The sequence below is a fragment of the Stenotrophomonas sp. Sm6012 genome, from assembly GCF_030985895.1.
In the GTDB taxonomy this organism is placed as follows: Bacteria; Pseudomonadota; Gammaproteobacteria; order Xanthomonadales; family Xanthomonadaceae; genus Stenotrophomonas; species Stenotrophomonas forensis.
Genome location: NZ_JAPTFX010000127.1, coordinates 1 through 14,555 on the forward strand (window position 1 = coordinate 1; position 14,555 = coordinate 14,555).

Consider the following 14,555-nt stretch of genomic DNA (forward strand, 5'->3'; position numbering starts at 1 on the left):
CCGTTGGCGGTGTTGAAGCTCATGCCCACCGGCAGTGTGCCGGTCAGCACCACCTGGTACGGTGCGATGCCACCCGTCGCGGTGATCGCCTGCTGATAGGCCGTGCCGGCGGTGCCGCCAGCGAGCGTGCCCGGGGTCGCCGCCAGCACCGGGCTGGCTACCACCAGGCTGTAGCTCTGGGTGACGCTGGCCGGCGTGCCGCCGGTACTGTCGGTAATCGTCGCACTCAACGCGAACGTACCCGACTGCGTCGGCGTGCCCGACAACGTGCCGTTGGCGGTGTTGAAGCTCATGCCCACCGGCAGTGTGCCGGTCAGCACCACCTGGTACGGTGCGATGCCACCCGTAGCACTGATGACCTGCTGATAGCTGCTGCCAGCGGTCGCCGCCGGCAGTACGGTTGGCATCACCGACAGGCTTGGACCGGCAACCACCAGGCTGAACAGCTGGCCGACCGTATACGGGCCGTTGCCGGTACTGCTGTCCCTGGCTGATGCGTTGATGTTGAAGGTACCTGAGGCCGTCGGCGTACCACTGACGGTTGCACTGTTGGCGGTGGTCGCGGTGACCGACAGTCCGGCCGGCAGATTGGACACCTGGTAACCGCTGAAGGGCGCGCTGCCGCCGGACCAGGTGAACGTCTGGCTGTACGGCATGCCAGCCACAGCGTTGAAACCGCCGCTGGCAGCGATGCTGATGACCGGATCGGCGACGGTGACAGTGACCGTCGCCGGTGAGGACGTTCCCCCCGGTCCGGTCGCGGTATAGGAGAAGCTGTCCGATCCGGCATAACCGGTTGCCGGCTGGTAACTGATCGTGGTCGGGCCGGTCACCAGTGCCGTGCCATGGGTGGGCGCCGCCGCCAGCGCCAGCGAGGTGGCGGGACCGCCACTCAGGATCAGTGCTACGTTCGCCGCCGGAGCATTGAAGCCCACGCTCAACGTACTGTTGCCTGCCAGCGGCAGTGACTCCGCGACGGTGATGGTCAGGTTCTCGGTAACGTCGAAGGGCGCACCTGTGCCACTGGTACTGTCACGGGCGACGACCGTGAAGTTGAACGTGCCCACCGCGGTTGGCGTGCCGCTGATCACCCCGTTGGGGCTGATCGCCAGTCCTGTCGGCAGTACGCCTGTGACACTGAAGGTATAGGGAGCATTGCCGCCACTGACCGGCCCACGATTACTGCTGAACGGCTGGCCGCGTACTGCGCCTGGCAGCGCAGCGCCCGGCAGCGCCAGGGTCGGCCCGGGCACAATCAGCCCGTAGAACGCCGTCCCCATGTTCGGTGTCGGGCTGCTGTCGGTGGCACTCACGCTGAACGAGAACGTGCCCGCCTGGGTCGGCGTGCCGGACAGTGTCCCGGTGCTGGTGTTGAACGTCAGGCCGGTGGGCAGCGTGCCCGACAGCGCGTAGGTGTAGGACCCGGTGCCGCCGGTAGCCGAGAACGTCTGGCTGTAGGCAACGCCTGCCTTCGCCGTCGGCAGCACCGTCGGCCCCACCACCACCGGTGCGTCATCGGAGACGATGGTGACCACGGCCGAGCCGTCGGCCACGCTGGCGTTGACCGGGTTGCTCAGATTGACCTGGAAGGTCTCGTCGGGCTCCACCGTGGTATCGCCGTTGATCAGCACGGTAATCGTCTGCGTGGTCGTGCCGGGCGGGAAGCTGAGCGTGCCGCTGGCGGCCGTGTAATCGGTCGGCGCAACGGCGGTGACATTGGCCGTGGCGTACTGGACCTGGACCGGCAGCGCGCTTGCCGCTGACAGTGTCACGGTCAACACCGCCGGCGTGGTGCCGCTGTTGCCCTCGGTGACGTTGATGTCGGCGATGGACAATGAGGGTGCCGCGTCATCATTGATGATCGTGCCCCGGCCTTGGCCGTCGGTCAGCGTCGCGCCGCTGACATTGGTCACATTGACGAAGAAGTCCTCGTTCAACTCATGCAGTGTGTCGCCATTGACCTGCACGACGAAACTGTAGGTCTGGCTGCCGGCAGGAATGGTCTGTGCGGCCAGACTGCGTGCGACATAGTCCGAGCCCGCAGTGGCAGTGCCATTGGCAGTGGCAATGTCGAAGCTGACCCCGCCGGCGGGCGCAGGCGCGTTCAGCGATACCGTGAAGGTGAAACCGGTGGTGCCACTGTCGCCTTCGTTGGCGCTGACGTCGTTGATGCTCAGCCCCGGCAGGTCATCGTCGCGCAGGGTACCGGTGGCACTGGCCGGCACGCCGATCTGATACCCGGCGCCGGAGGCGAGGGTCAACACCACGGTCTTGTCAGGTTCGGGAATGGCATCCGGGATGGGCGCGATGCTCACGGTCGCGCTGGTGGCACCTGCGCCGATCACCAGCGGCGAACTGACCGCGGTGTAGTCGGTACCGCTGGCTCCGGTGCCGCCCAGGGTGAAGGCAATCGACAACGGCACCGGGTTGGGCCGATCCAGGGTGATGGTGTAGACCAGCGGCACACCGCCATTCTCGTTGACGGTTGCCGGCGAGACGCTGACCGTGGCCACCGGGAAGTCGTCGTTGACGATGGTGCCGGTGGCACTGGCCGGTGCACCCACCGTGTAACCGGCGCCCGCGGCCACGGTGAAGATCACCGTTTCATCGGATTCGACCTGAGTATCGGCGACGGGAACGATGTTGAACGTGGCACTGGTGGCGTTGGCCGGGATGGTCACGCTGGACACCGCGCCGGTGTAGTCGGTGCCGCTGGTCGCCGTCCCGGAAAGCGTCAGGTTCACCAGCATCGGGGTCGGTTGGCTGGCGCTGCGCGTTACCGTGTACACCAGCGGCGTGCCACTGTCCTCGGCGACGCTGCTCGGCGATACATTGATGCTGACGGTGGGCGCGTTGCTGACCGTGAGGGTGAAAGACTTCAGTTCGTAGTAGGGCGCCGCGCCTGCACTGTTGTCGGTGATCCGCAGCGTCAGTGGATAGGCCTGCGCAGGGCCACTGGGCGTGCCGCTGAAGGTGTCCACGCCGTTGAACGTGATGCCTGGCGGCAAGGCGCCCGATTCCACCGCATAGGTGTACGGCGCAACGCCGCCACTGCCATTGAGGGCCAGCGTGAACACATTGCCGATCACTGCCGTCGCGGCGGTCGGTGTGATCGACAGGGACGGATTCTGCACCGTCAGCGCGTACGCCTTGTCGACCACGGCCCCCAGGTTGTCGGTGGCGCGCACGGTGAAGCTGACGGCACCACGCCGGGTCGGGGTTCCCGAGAGCGTGCCGTTGCTGTTCAGGGCCAGCCCCTGTGGCAACTGGCCGCCGTTGATTGCGTAGGTATATGGCGAAGCACCGCCTGTAGCACTCAAGGTCTGGCTGAAGGCCGTGCCGGCCGTCATCGGATCGAGGACCGCAGGACTGACCACGATCGACGACGCCGGCGGGTCGATGATCATCGTCACCGTGACCGTATTGCCGTCGGTGTCGGAGAACTCAAAGACATCGCCGACGGTGTTGAGCCCGTTGTGGCTGTAGTCGACGAACCAGCTGCTGCCGGCGATGCGCAGGATGGCACTGCCACGCTGCGGGAGCGCGGGTCCATCGACGGGACCATCACCGGCGAAATTGATGTTCCTGGCGCAGGCCGTGACGTTGATCGGCACGCTGCCTCCGCTCGGCACGTGCACCGAGAAGGGGCCGCAGAGGGTGGACGTATTGGCGGCGGAGGCCAGCCCGGGCCACAGCAGGGCCAGGCAGGACAGCAGCAGGACGAACGCGAACGAACGCGCGGTACCGGAAAGGAACGCCATGACTCTTCCCCCTTAGAAGAATCCCACCTGGATGTGGAACAACATCGAGGTGCGCGTTCCAGCTGGCGGTGCTTCCGGGGAGGTTCTCCCCTGCCAATCCCCGGCGGTGCCAGCGGTAGGCCATCCACGCCCCTCCGTGGCGCCATTGGAACAGAGTCCCCGACCAGAAGATAGAGCTACAAGGGTCTGGCGATGCGCCGGCAGGGGCAGGGACTTGTACACAACCTGAATGGCCTTCAGAGTACGCGGGCGCCAGTCCGGCGCCCCGCGCTCAGCATCCAAGGGGGATTTCGATGAGCGATGTCTATCTCGGCCAGATCATCATGGCCGGTTTTCCTTTTGCACCCAGGGGCTTCGCCTTGTGCGACGGCCAGTTGATGCCGATCCAGACCAACCAGGCCCTGTTCGCTCTGTTGGGGGTCCAGTATGGCGGTGATGGCCGCACCACCTTCGCCTTGCCCGACCTCCGCGGCCGCGTGCCGGTATCGGCCGGCATCTCGGTGGACTCCGCCTGGCAGCCGCCGGCGCAGCCGGTAGGCACGGCCGCCGGCGCCGAGTCGATCACCCTGCTGGTCGGCAACATCCCGCCGCATACGCACGGGGTGCTGGGCGTGACCAGCGCCGGCACCGTGCGCAACCCCACCGGTGCCACCTTCGCCGGCACCGCCAGCAACCCGAAGATGTATGCCACCCAGGCCAGCCCGGCCGTGCCGCAGGCCGGCGAGTCGGTGGGCGTGTCCGGCAGCAACCAGGCACACGCGAACATGCAGCCCTTCGGAGTCATCAACTTCTTCATCTGCATCCAGGGCGGACTGTACCCGCCGCGCGACTGATCGCGCCGGCACCAACGCACTCCGTTCCGCCCTACTTTCCAGGAGCACGCACAGATGAGTACGCCTTTTGTCGGCGAGATCCGCATGTTCGGATTCAGCCGCCTGCCGGTTGGCTGGTTTCCCTGCGACGGCCGCCTTGTGCCGGTCGCCGGGCAGGAAGCCCTGTTTACTCTGATCGGTACCACCTACGGCGGGGATGGCCAGAACACCTTCGGCCTGCCAGACCTGCGTGGTCGCCTGCCCGTTCACCAGGGCCAGGGATTGGGATTGACCCAGCGTGTGATCGGTCAATCCGGCGGCACCGAATCGGTAACCCTGACCCTGCCGCAGCTGCCAGCGCACAACCACCCACTGAACCTCACCAGCGCCGCCGCCACGGCGGACGTACCTTCGGCTACCGCCGTCCCGGGCTCGGCCAGCGGCGAACCCTACTACGTCACCGACGCCAACGGCGCCACCGCAATGGTGCTGGATTCGGCTGCAGTCTCCGCCACCGGCAGCAGCCTGCCGCACGAGAACTGCATGCCGACCCTGACCGTTCAGTACTGCATCGCCTGGTCGGGCATTTTCCCGTCACGCGGCTGACCTTCCTTTCGCAACCGGCGGAGACCCGATCATGACCGACCCCTTCTACGGCGAAATCCAGATGTTCGCCTTCAACTACAGTCCGGCAGACTGGGCGTTCTGCAACGGAGCACTGATTCCCATCCGGCAGAACCCTGCGCTGTACTCGCTGCTGGGCACCCAGTATGGCGGCGATGGCGTAAACACGTTCCAGTTGCCGAACCTGGTCGCGCGCGGCGCCACCCACCAGGGCGCGGGGCCCGGCCTGACCCCGCGCGTCGCTGGCGAAACCTTCGGCCAGGCTGCGGTCTCGCTCACCACGGCCATGCTGCCGGCACACCGCCACGACCTGGTGGCCTACGCCCAGCCCGCCGCCAAGCGCACCGCCACGCCCGTTGCCAACGGTGCGCTGTCGATGCCCGGATCAAACGCGATCAAGCCTTTCAGCGCAGAGCCACCGGCCACGCCGATGTCACCGACCCTGCTCGGCCCTGCCGGCGGCGGGCAGCCGCATGAGAACCGGCAACCGTATCTGGCGGTGAACTTCTGCATCGCCCTGCACGGCAACTTCCCGCAGTTCGAATGATGCCGGTGCGGGCATTGGCGCCGTTCCCGACGGAACGGCTCCGCCCATGCGTCGAAGCACCCACGCCAGCGGCATGGCGCTGGCGTGCGCTCGGCGATGCCGACCTGCCGTGGTTGCAGGCGCTGTATGCCAGCACCCGCCAGGAGGAACTGCAGGCTGTGCCATGGCCGGACCTGGCCAAGCAGCAGTTCCTGGCGCAGCAGTTCGCGGCCCAGCACCAGCACTATCTGCAGCACCACCCGCAGGCGCACTACCTCGCGGTCGAGAAGGACGAGCAGGCGATCGGTCGGGTCTACCTGGACCCGACCGGCGCCGATGATCTGCTGATCGACATCAGCCTGCTGCCGCACTGCCAGGGCAACGGACTCGGCAGCGCGATGATCCGATGCCTGCAGCAGGCATCGGCGGCACGCCGGCGCGCGCTGTGCCTGCACGTGCAGATTCACAACCCCGGGGCACGCCGGCTTTACGAGCGCCTGGGATTCATCGCAAGTGATGCGTCAGGCAGCAGCCTTCATGTTGCGATGCGCTGGAATCCGTTGGCGTAGCCGGCCCACGCCGGCATCAGGTGAACACGGCCTGGTAGAGGAAGCCTGCGCGCTCCTGAGCGATCGGCACCAGGAAAATGCCGACCTCGCCCACCCGTGCGTGCCGCATGGGAAAGGTCTGCTGCGGGAACAGGATGGGCGCGGCGTTGCGGAACAGAAGTGAGAACGGTGCTCGTGGTGCGTCGGCGCGCGCCCCCGGCAGCGCACGCGCCTCGACCAGCACGAAGTCAACCCGCATGCCATCCAGATCGGCGGCGAAGGTTTCGTCGACGGAGCCGGCAAAGTGTTCAAGCGTAAGAAGATCCAAGCCGCCTCCCCTGTCGGCATGCCGCGGGCAGCGCGGCGGTGACATCCTCGCCGCTGCGTAGTGCCCGCGCAAGCGGGGGTGCAGGCGCGATACGCGCCTGCAGGCGTTTCTTCCCGGTGGGTGCCAACCTGGGTTGGCACGCTTTCCTCAAGCCGCCAGCGCCGCCTCGATGGCCTCGCGCAGGCGCGCATCGTCGGCGGCCACGTCCGGGGCAAAGCGTGCGACGACCTTGCCATCGCGGCCGACCAGGAATTTCTCGAAGTTCCACAGCACCGCCGGTGCCGGATGGATCGGAATCTCCTTGCTGGCCAGGCGCTCGCGCAGTGGGCCTTCACCGATCGACTGCGGCTGGGCGGCGGTCAGCTGCTGGTACAGCGGGTGGGTGTCCTCACCGGCCACGCTGATCTTGGAGAACATCGGGAAGCTGACATCGTAGGTGAGCTGGCAGAACTGCTGGATTTCCGCCTCGCTGCCCGGCTCCTGGCCGAGGAAGTTGTTGGCGGGGAAGCCCAGCACTTCCAGGCCCTGTGCATGCTTTTCCGCATACAGCGCCTGCAGGCCTTCGTACTGCGGGGTCAGGCCGCACTTGGAGGCGACGTTGACCAGCAGCAGCACCTTGCCCCGGTAGTCGGCAAGCGAGGACGGCTGGCCGTCGATGGTGGTGAGGGAAATGTCCTGGATCGAAGTGCTCACGCGGGGGGCTCCGGCTACAGCGGGGAATGGCCCACCAGCATAGCGCCGTGCGATGCCGGTAGTGCCGGCCGCCGGCCGGCAATGCTGCGATCGTTCCCAGCGGTTCATGCGGTTGCCGGCCAGCGGCCGGCACTACGATCAGTCCACGCAGATCGTGCCCTGTGCCTTGCCGTCCTCGATGCGCTGGCGGCAACCAACGTTCTGGCTGGCATCACGCTGGCAGGTACCGGTGGTGGCGCTGCCAACGGCGACCTCCCCCCCGGCCAGGCACTGGCCGGTGCAGTCGCTCTTGCCGCTGCAGGCCTTGCCGGCATCGGCATAGGGAATCACGCACTGCTCGCGCTGCAGGCGGCCCAGCCGCTGCAGGGTGCCGCCGGCGGCCTGGCAGTCGACGTCGCGTGCTTCGCGGTAGGCCTCGGTGGCTTCGGGCGTATTGCTTGCCGCCTGCCCCGCCGTACCCACGGCCGGTGGCGCGCTGCTGCAGGCGGCGAGCAGCACGGTCAGGACAACACTGGTGCAGAAGCGCAGGCGCATGGCGATACCTGATCGAAACGGACAGGCCGCCAGCATACGCATCGACGATGCAGGCGGCGTGTCAGTGCGGCTCAGGCCTCCTCGCTGTCACCGTCGCCACTCTCGTCCTCGCCTGCGGTTTCAGCGTCACCCAGGTCGCCCAGCAGCGACTGCGCCTGTTCGGCAGCCAGCGATTCCACGCCGCGCAGGCGGCGCTCGATGGTGCGTGTCTTGCGGCTGGCCTCGCCGATGCTGCGGCCGACGGTGGTGATCTGCTTTTCGGCCTTCTCGAGGATGCCGGCGAACTTGCCGAACTCGCTCTTCACCGCGCCCAGCAGGCTCCACACCTCGCTGGAGCGCTGTTCGATGGCCAGCGTGCGGAAACCCATCTGCAGGCTGTTGAGCAGCGCGGTGACCGTGGTCGGCCCGGCCACCACCACGCGATGCTCGCGCTGCAGCAGGTCGACCAGGCCCGGGCGCCGGATCACCTCGGCATACAGGCCTTCGGTGGGCAGGAACATCACCGCGAAGTCGGTGGTGTGCGGCGGCGCGATGTACTTGTCGCAGATCGACTTGGCCTGCACGCGTACCGCGCGCTCAAGCTGGATGCCCTGCAGCCGCACGCCCTCGGCATCGCCCTGTTCCTGGGCATCGAGCAGACGTTCGTAGTCCTCGCGGGGGAACTTGGAGTCGATCGGCAGCCACACCGGCGTGTCGTCGTTGCTGCGGCCCGGCAGGCGCACCGCGATATCGACCATTTCACCGCTGTCCGGGCGCACCTTCACCCCGCGCGCGTACTGCTCCTGGGTCAGGGTCTGCTCGAGGATGTTCTCCAGCTGCACTTCGCCCCAGCTGCCGCGGTTCTTGACGTTGGTCAGCACGCGCTTGAGGTCGCCCACGCCGGTGGCCAGCTGCTGCATCTCGCCAAGGCCGCGCTGCACCTGCTCCAGGCGCTCGGAGACCAGCTTGAAGGAATTGCCCAGCCGCGTTTCCAGCGTCGACTGCAGCTTCTCATCCACAGTGTGGCGCATCTGTTCCAGCTTCTGCGCATTGTCGTTCTGCAGCGCGCGCAGCTGCTCCTCCAGCGTGGTGCGCATCTCGGCGATGCGCTGTTCGTTGCGCTGGGTCAGTTCCTGCAGGCGCAGGCCCAGGCTTTCGGTCAACCGCTGCTGCGACTGCGCGCCTTCCTCACGGCCCTTGCGCGCATCGTCCACCAGGGTCTGGCGCAGCGCACCGAGCTGGGTATCAGTACGCGCGGTGAGTTCCTGCAACTGCTGGCCGAAGGCGTGGATGCGTGCCTCCTGCTGCTGGCCAAAGGTTTCCAGCTGGCCGCGCAGTTCCTGCAGGCGCTGCCCCATCAGCGCCGCTCCCCGCTGCTGGCTGTCGGCGGCCTCGGCACGCGCCTTGCGGGCATCTTCGCCGAGCGCCTCGCGCAGCAGGTCCAGACGCTGGTCGGTGCGGGTCGACAGATCGGTCAGCGCGCGGGCGAATCCATCGAGCTGCTCGCGCAGTTCGCTGCGCCCGGAGCGGGCCTCCTCGCGTACGGCCTGTTCCAGGCGGTCATGCGGCGGGCGGCGCAGCAGGGCGACCAGCTGCAGGATGAGCACGGCCAATAGAAGGCCGCCGATGAGCAGGAATTCGGTTTGCATGTGGCAAGTGTAGGCTGGCCGAGTCTCAGCCGCTGCGTCAGGACCATGCTCGCTCTGTACGGAAAGCCCACCTCGATCAATGTCCGCAAGGTGCTGTGGCTGTGCGCCGGGCTTGACCTGCCGCTGCATCACGAACCGGCGCCGGCGCCGGACCTGCTGGCCACGCTGAACCCGAACCGGCAGGTACCGGTACTGCGCGACGGCGGTTTCTGGCTGTGGGAGTCCAACAGCATCTGCCGTTACCTGGCCACACGCGCCGGGCGCGACGACCTGCTGCCCACCACCGCTCAGGCGCGGGCCCGCGTCGAACAGTGGATGGACTGGCAGGCCAGCGACCTCAACAGCGCCTGGCGCCACGTGTTCATGGCCCGGGTGCGGCAACACCCGGACTATCCGGACGATGCCCGCGCCGAGGCCAGCCTGGCGCGGTGGAATCGCCTGATGGGCGTGCTTGATGCGCAGCTGGCCGCTACGGACAGCTACGTGGCGGGCAACACCTTCACCCTCGCCGATGTCGTGCTGGGCCTGTCGACCCAGCGCTGGCGCAGCACGCCCGGCAACACGCCCACGCTGCCGAACGTGGAGGCCTGGTTCGAACGCCTGCGCCAGCAACCCGGTTTTGCCGATCACGTCGACAACGGCGTGGCCTGAAGCAGGGGCGCGGGAACGACCCGGCCTTACCAGCCTTCCAGCACGATCTTGCCCTTGGCGCGATGGCTCTCCAGCAGCGCATGGGCACGCCGCAGGTTGGCCGCGTCGATGCGCCCGAAGTGCTCACCCAACGTGGTCTGCAGCACGCCGGCGTCGATCAGCTCGGCCACCCGGTTCAACAGGTCGTGCTGGCGCTGCATGTCCGCGGTCTTGTACAGCGGGCGGGTGAACATCGATTCCCAGTGCAGCGACAGCGCCTTGCGCTTGAGCGCCATCACATCCACCGGGCCCGGGTCGTCGATCAGGCCGAACTGGCCCTGCGGCGCCAGCAGTTCCACGATCTGTGCGTAGTGCTGGTCGGAGTGGGTCAAGCTGGCTACGTGCTGTACCTCGCTGATGCCCAGCCGCGCCAGGCCCTCGGCCAGCGGCAGGCTATGGTCGATCACATGGTGCGCGCCCATGGCGTACACCCAGTCCTGGGTATCCGGGCGCGAGGCGGTGCCGATCACCGTCAGCTTGGTCAGCTTCCGCGCCAGCTGCACCAGGATCGATCCGACGCCACCGGCAGCGCCGATCACCAGCAGGGTCTGGCCTTCGCCGCCGCCCTCGGCGATGCGCAGGCGGTCGAACAGCAGCTCCCAGGCGGTGATTGCGGTCAACGGCAGCGCGGCGGCGGCGGCATCGTCGAGGCTGGCCGGCTTGCGGCCGACGCTGCGCTCGTCCACCAGCTGGTACTCGGCATTGCTGCCGGGGCGGTCGATCACGCCGGCGTAGTAGACCGCATCGCCAGGCTGGAACAGGGTGACCTCGCTGCCTACCGCATCGACGATGCCGACCGCATCCCAACCGAGCACGCGCGGGCCATCGGTGGCCACGCCGCGGCGCACCTTGGTGTCGACCGGGTTCACCGCCACCGCGCGTACGGCCACCCGCAGGTCGCGCGGGCCGGGCTGCGGCAGCTCCAGTTCGATGTCGATCAGGGCCTGGGCATCATCGATCGGCAGGCCGGCTTGGGTGTAGGCAATGGCGCGCATGGCAGCGTTCCAGTGGGGAAGGAGGCGACAGGTTGCGCCGCGCGCGGCGCCGCAGAAAGGCGCAGAATCGGGCAGGACTTTCACTCCAGTAATGAAAATGATCCGTTTCGACGACCTGCAGATGTTCGTCCGCACGGCTGCACTGGGCAGCTTCTCCCAGGCCGCGCGCGAGGCCGATCTGCTGCCTGGCCAGGTCGCGGCCGCCGTGGCGCGGCTGGAGCGCGAGCTGGACCTGCGCCTGTTCGTGCGCACCACCCGCAGCCTGCGCCTGACCGGCGAGGGTGCGCTGTACCTGCCGTATGCCCAGGAGGTGCTGGCCACCCTGCGCGAGGGCCAGGCGCGCGTGCAGGGCGAGGACACCGAACTGCACGGCACCCTGCAGCTGTCGGCGCCGTCGGACTTCGGCCGCAACCTGCTGCTGCCCTGGTTGAGCGCCTTCCGCGCCGCGCATCCGCGGCTGCGCCTGCACCTGCGCCTGTCCGACGAAGTCGCTGACGTGTTCCGCGATCCCGTCGACGTAGCCATCCGTATCGGCCACTTCGACGACGCCAACTACGTCGCCCTGCCCCTGCTGGAAGGCAACCGGCGTGTACTTGCGGCCTCGCCCGGGTACCTGCAGCGGCGCGGCACGCCCGGCCGCCTGGAAGACCTGCGCGAGCATGATTGCCTGGTCTACCAGCTCAGTGGCCGCGCCTACGATCGCTGGTCGTTCGAAATCGAGGGGCGCCGCAGCGTGATTCCGGTGCGTGGCCCGCTGGTCTGCGATGACGCCGATGTGGTGCGGCGCTGGGCCGTGGCCGGCGAAGGCATCACCTACAAATCCTGGCTGGACCTGCGCGAGGACGTGCAGGCCGGGCGCCTGCAGCTGCTGCTCGACGGTGCCGGCAGCAGCATCCCGCTGCAGCTGGTGTGCCCGCATCGCAAACAGTTCTCGCCGGCGGTACGGCAACTGCACGCGCAGCTGCGCCAGCACCTGCAACCGCTGCTGTCTGGCATGCCCGGTGGCCCCGCCAGCCCTCTGTCGCCAATCGCGGCGCTGGCCGACAATGGCGGCCCCCCGTAACAAGAGAACACCGCCATGCCGTGGATGGGCATCCAGGACCTGTGGACGTTTCTGGTCGCTGTGCTGGTGTTTCTCGCCCTGCCCGGCCCCGGTACCTTCACCCTGCTGACCGCCACCGGCCGTGGCGGCGTGCGTGGCGGCTACACCGCATTGGCCGGCCTGCTGGTCGGCGACCAGATCCTGATGTGGCTGGCGCTGGCCGGCGTGGCCGCGCTGCTGAAGGCCAATCCGCTGGTGTTCCATGCCGTGCAGTACCTCGGTGCGGCCTACCTGGTGTGGGTCGGCATCAGCCTGCTGCGGACCCCGAAGCACGAAGGGGGTGACGCCGGGCCGATCCGCATGCAGCCGGGCCGCTACTTCCAGCAGGCCATCCTGGTCAGCCTGCTCAATCCGAAGGCGATCCTGTTCTACATGGCGTTCCTGCCGCTGTTCATCGACCCGAAGGCCCACCAGGGCATTGCCACCTTCGCGGCGCTGGCCGGCATCATCCTGGTGGTCAGCATCGCTTACTGCTCGATGCTGATCGGCGTCGGCAACCTGGCCCGCCGCCGGCTGATCCAGCACCCGCGGATCAGCGACGCGCTGCGCCGCGTGGCCGGCCTGTTCCTGGTCGGCTTCGGTATCCGCCTGGGCCTGAATGGATGAACGGGCCAACCCATTGACCCCACTGCGCTGGACGCCCGCCCGCTGAATCGGCTCTGCCGACCGGAGGGACCTCGGACGAATTCGATCTTTGCCTGCAATTGTGCTGATTTCGTCACTGAAGCTGATGGCGAGCCACCATCACTGACGCATTCAACCCATGCACGACCCCCGTCAGTGGTAATGCTGCGCTGCGTTCGGTCACACTCGGGAACTTGTCGTTCTTAGTCACCCCTTCCGAGGCCTGCATGTCCCTGCTCCGGCGCAAGTCCCTAGATTCCGTCACCGTCCACGAAGCCGGCAGGCGTCTGATCCCCACGCTCAGCTGGCCACACCTGATCGCGCTGGGCATCGGCGCCATCGTCGGTACCGGCATCTACACGCTGATCGGCGTCGGCGCCAACCTGGCCGGCCCGGCCGTGCTGATCTCCTTCGCCATCGCTGGCGCGGTCTGCGCCTGCGCGGCGCTGTCCTACGCCGAGCTGTCGACGATGATGCCGGCCGCCGGCAGCGCCTACACTTACAGCTACAGTGCGCTGGGCGAGGTGTTCGCCTGGGTGGTGGGCTGGAGCCTGATCCTGGAGTACTCGCTGGTGGTGAGTACGGTAGCGGTGGGCTGGTCCGGCTACTTCGTCGGCTTCCTCGAATGGGTGCACACCCAGTTCGGCTGGAACGTGCACCTGCCGGCCTGGCTTGCCGCCGGCCCGCACGTGGAAGGCGGCATGATCAACCTGCCGGCGATCGTCATCACCTGGCTGGTGGCCGGCATGCTGATGGCCGGTACCAAGGAGAGCGCCACCCTCAACGCGATCCTGGTGGTGTTCAAGCTGATCGCGCTGGCCATCTTCGTGGCCGTCGCCCTGCCCGCCTTCGACAGCGCCAACCTGCAGCCGTTCATGCCGTATGGCTTTGCCAAGTCGATGGGCCCTGATGGCGTCGAGCACGGCGTAATGGCCGCGGCAGCGATCATCTTCTTCGCCTTCTACGGCTTTGATGCGATCTCCACCGCCGCCGAAGAAACCAAGAACCCGGGCCGCGACCTGTCGATCGGCATCATCGGCTCGATGATCGGCTGCACCATCGTCTACGTGCTGGTGGCGCTGGCGGCAGTCGGTGCGATGAGCTACGCGGTGTTCGGCCACAGCGCCGAGCCGCTGGCACTGATCATGCGCCAGCTGGGCCACCCGACCGCGGCGATGGTGATCGGCGTGATCGCGATCATCGCGCTGCCGACCGTGCTGCTGGCCTTCCTGTATGGCCAGAGCCGCATCTTCTTCGTGATGAGCCGCGATGGCCTGCTGCCGCGTGGCCTGTCCAAGGTCAACGCCCGTACCGGCACGCCGGTGGCGACCACGCTGTTCACCGCGGTGGTGGTGTCGGCGCTGGCCGGCGTGGCGCGCCTGGACGAGATCGCGGCGCTGGCCAACGCCGGCACCCTGGCCGCGTTCACCGCGGTGGGCATCTGCCTGGTGGTGCTGCGCCTGCGCGAACCGAACCGCGAGCGCACCTTCCGCACCCCGCTGGCCTTCGTGGTCGGCCCGCTGGCGGCGCTGGGCTGCATCTACCTGTTCATCAGCCTGCCGCACCGCACCCAGCTGTACTTCCTGCTGTGGAACGTGGCCGGCCTGGTGCTGTACTTCCTGTACAGCCGCCGCCACGCGCTGATCGCGAAGTAAACGAGTCACCGGTAGTGGGGGGGGGGGGGGGGGGG

The 14,555-nt window shown here is 67.6% G+C and carries 14 protein-coding genes; 8 read left to right on the top strand and 6 right to left on the bottom strand.

Annotated features, from left to right (window positions below; genetic code table 11):
• On the bottom strand, nt 1-3,761 hold a 3,761-nt coding region (locus O0J73_RS17695; RefSeq protein WP_308309263.1), incomplete at its 3' end, for a putative Ig domain-containing protein.
• Nucleotides 3,762-4,054: 293 nt separating this feature from the next.
• Between O0J73_RS17695 and O0J73_RS17700 the strand changes: the two genes are divergently transcribed.
• Genes O0J73_RS17700 through O0J73_RS17715 form a run of 4 tightly spaced genes read left to right on the top strand, consistent with a single transcriptional unit; the run spans nt 4,055 to nt 6,292 of the window.
• Entirely contained in the window at nt 4,055-4,594 is a 540-nt protein-coding gene (locus tag O0J73_RS17700; protein ID WP_006478712.1) for a tail fiber protein, read from the top strand.
• Between the two features lie 54 nt (nt 4,595-4,648).
• On the top strand, nt 4,649-5,179 hold the full coding sequence (locus O0J73_RS17705; RefSeq protein WP_308309264.1) for a tail fiber protein: 531 nt from the start codon (nt 4,649-4,651) through the stop codon (nt 5,177-5,179).
• 31 nt (nt 5,180-5,210) lie between these two features.
• Nucleotides 5,211-5,744, top strand: a complete 534-nt coding sequence (locus O0J73_RS17710) for a tail fiber protein (RefSeq protein ID WP_006478789.1) — start codon at nt 5,211-5,213, stop codon at nt 5,742-5,744.
• On the top strand, nt 5,741-6,292 hold the full coding sequence (locus O0J73_RS17715) for a GNAT family N-acetyltransferase (protein WP_197563721.1): 552 nt from the start codon (nt 5,741-5,743) through the stop codon (nt 6,290-6,292). Before O0J73_RS17710 ends, O0J73_RS17715 begins: the two co-directional genes overlap by 4 nt.
• 16 nt (nt 6,293-6,308) lie before the next feature.
• Here O0J73_RS17715 and O0J73_RS17720 read toward each other — a convergent pair whose 3' ends face one another.
• From O0J73_RS17720 to rmuC, 4 genes are all read right to left on the bottom strand, one after another.
• Nucleotides 6,309-6,599: a hypothetical protein gene (locus O0J73_RS17720; RefSeq protein ID WP_308309265.1), complete on the bottom strand. Its 291-nt coding sequence runs from the start codon at nt 6,597-6,599 to the stop codon at nt 6,309-6,311.
• A gap of 147 nt (nt 6,600-6,746) precedes the next feature.
• Nucleotides 6,747-7,292 (bottom strand): glutathione peroxidase, encoded by a 546-nt coding sequence (locus O0J73_RS17725; RefSeq protein WP_197563722.1) that lies wholly within the window; start codon nt 7,290-7,292, stop codon nt 6,747-6,749.
• Nucleotides 7,293-7,430: 138 nt separating this feature from the next.
• On the bottom strand, nt 7,431-7,826 hold the full coding sequence (locus O0J73_RS17730) for a hypothetical protein (RefSeq protein WP_308309266.1): 396 nt from the start codon (nt 7,824-7,826) through the stop codon (nt 7,431-7,433).
• 71 nt (nt 7,827-7,897) lie between these two features.
• Complete coding sequence (gene rmuC / locus O0J73_RS17735) at nt 7,898-9,454, bottom strand: DNA recombination protein RmuC (protein ID WP_308309267.1); 1,557 nt, start codon at nt 9,452-9,454, stop codon at nt 7,898-7,900.
• Nucleotides 9,455-9,499: 45 nt separating this feature from the next.
• Here rmuC and O0J73_RS17740 point away from each other — a divergent pair, with 45 nt between their 5' ends.
• A complete protein-coding gene (locus O0J73_RS17740) occupies nt 9,500-10,105 on the top strand; it encodes a glutathione S-transferase N-terminal domain-containing protein (RefSeq protein ID WP_308309268.1) in 606 nt (201 codons plus the stop codon).
• A gap of 26 nt (nt 10,106-10,131) precedes the next feature.
• Here O0J73_RS17740 and O0J73_RS17745 read toward each other — a convergent pair whose 3' ends face one another.
• The gene (locus O0J73_RS17745) at nt 10,132-11,139 is read right to left on the bottom strand and encodes a zinc-binding alcohol dehydrogenase family protein (RefSeq protein WP_053451209.1); all 1,008 of its coding nucleotides are present in this window, start codon (nt 11,137-11,139) and stop codon (nt 10,132-10,134) included.
• Between the two features lie 91 nt (nt 11,140-11,230).
• Here O0J73_RS17745 and O0J73_RS17750 point away from each other — a divergent pair, with 91 nt between their 5' ends.
• The 3 genes from O0J73_RS17750 to O0J73_RS17760 all read left to right on the top strand — a co-directional run bounded on the left by O0J73_RS17750 (nt 11,231) and on the right by O0J73_RS17760 (nt 14,520).
• The gene (locus O0J73_RS17750) at nt 11,231-12,202 is read left to right on the top strand and encodes a LysR family transcriptional regulator (protein WP_308309269.1); all 972 of its coding nucleotides are present in this window, start codon (nt 11,231-11,233) and stop codon (nt 12,200-12,202) included.
• 15 nt (nt 12,203-12,217) lie between these two features.
• Nucleotides 12,218-12,847, top strand: coding sequence for a leucine efflux protein LeuE (gene leuE / locus O0J73_RS17755; RefSeq protein WP_005411716.1), 630 nt, complete (start codon nt 12,218-12,220; stop codon nt 12,845-12,847).
• Between the two features lie 245 nt (nt 12,848-13,092).
• Nucleotides 13,093-14,520, top strand: a complete 1,428-nt coding sequence (locus O0J73_RS17760) for an amino acid permease (protein ID WP_006478919.1) — start codon at nt 13,093-13,095, stop codon at nt 14,518-14,520.
• The last annotated feature ends 35 nt before the right edge of the window (nt 14,521-14,555 follow it).

Excerpts from the sequence above, each read along its gene's own strand:
- O0J73_RS17705 (WP_308309264.1), top strand. The coding sequence starts at position 4,649 with ATGAGTACGCCTTTTGTCGGCGAGATCCGCATGTTCGGATTCAGCCGC.
- O0J73_RS17715 (WP_197563721.1), top strand. The coding sequence starts at position 5,741 with ATGATGCCGGTGCGGGCATTGGCGCCGTTCCCGACGGAACGGCTCCGC.
- O0J73_RS17740 (WP_308309268.1), top strand. The coding sequence starts at position 9,500 with ATGCTCGCTCTGTACGGAAAGCCCACCTCGATCAATGTCCGCAAGGTG.
- O0J73_RS17745 (WP_053451209.1), bottom strand. The coding sequence starts at position 11,139 with ATGCGCGCCATTGCCTACACCCAAGCCGGCCTGCCGATCGATGATGCC.
- O0J73_RS17710 (WP_006478789.1), top strand. The coding sequence starts at position 5,211 with ATGACCGACCCCTTCTACGGCGAAATCCAGATGTTCGCCTTCAACTAC.
- O0J73_RS17730 (WP_308309266.1), bottom strand. The coding sequence starts at position 7,826 with ATGCGCCTGCGCTTCTGCACCAGTGTTGTCCTGACCGTGCTGCTCGCC.
- leuE (WP_005411716.1), top strand. The coding sequence starts at position 12,218 with ATGCCGTGGATGGGCATCCAGGACCTGTGGACGTTTCTGGTCGCTGTG.
- O0J73_RS17700 (WP_006478712.1), top strand. The coding sequence starts at position 4,055 with ATGAGCGATGTCTATCTCGGCCAGATCATCATGGCCGGTTTTCCTTTT.
- O0J73_RS17760 (WP_006478919.1), top strand. The coding sequence starts at position 13,093 with ATGTCCCTGCTCCGGCGCAAGTCCCTAGATTCCGTCACCGTCCACGAA.
- O0J73_RS17750 (WP_308309269.1), top strand. The coding sequence starts at position 11,231 with ATGAAAATGATCCGTTTCGACGACCTGCAGATGTTCGTCCGCACGGCT.
- rmuC (WP_308309267.1), bottom strand. The coding sequence starts at position 9,454 with ATGCAAACCGAATTCCTGCTCATCGGCGGCCTTCTATTGGCCGTGCTC.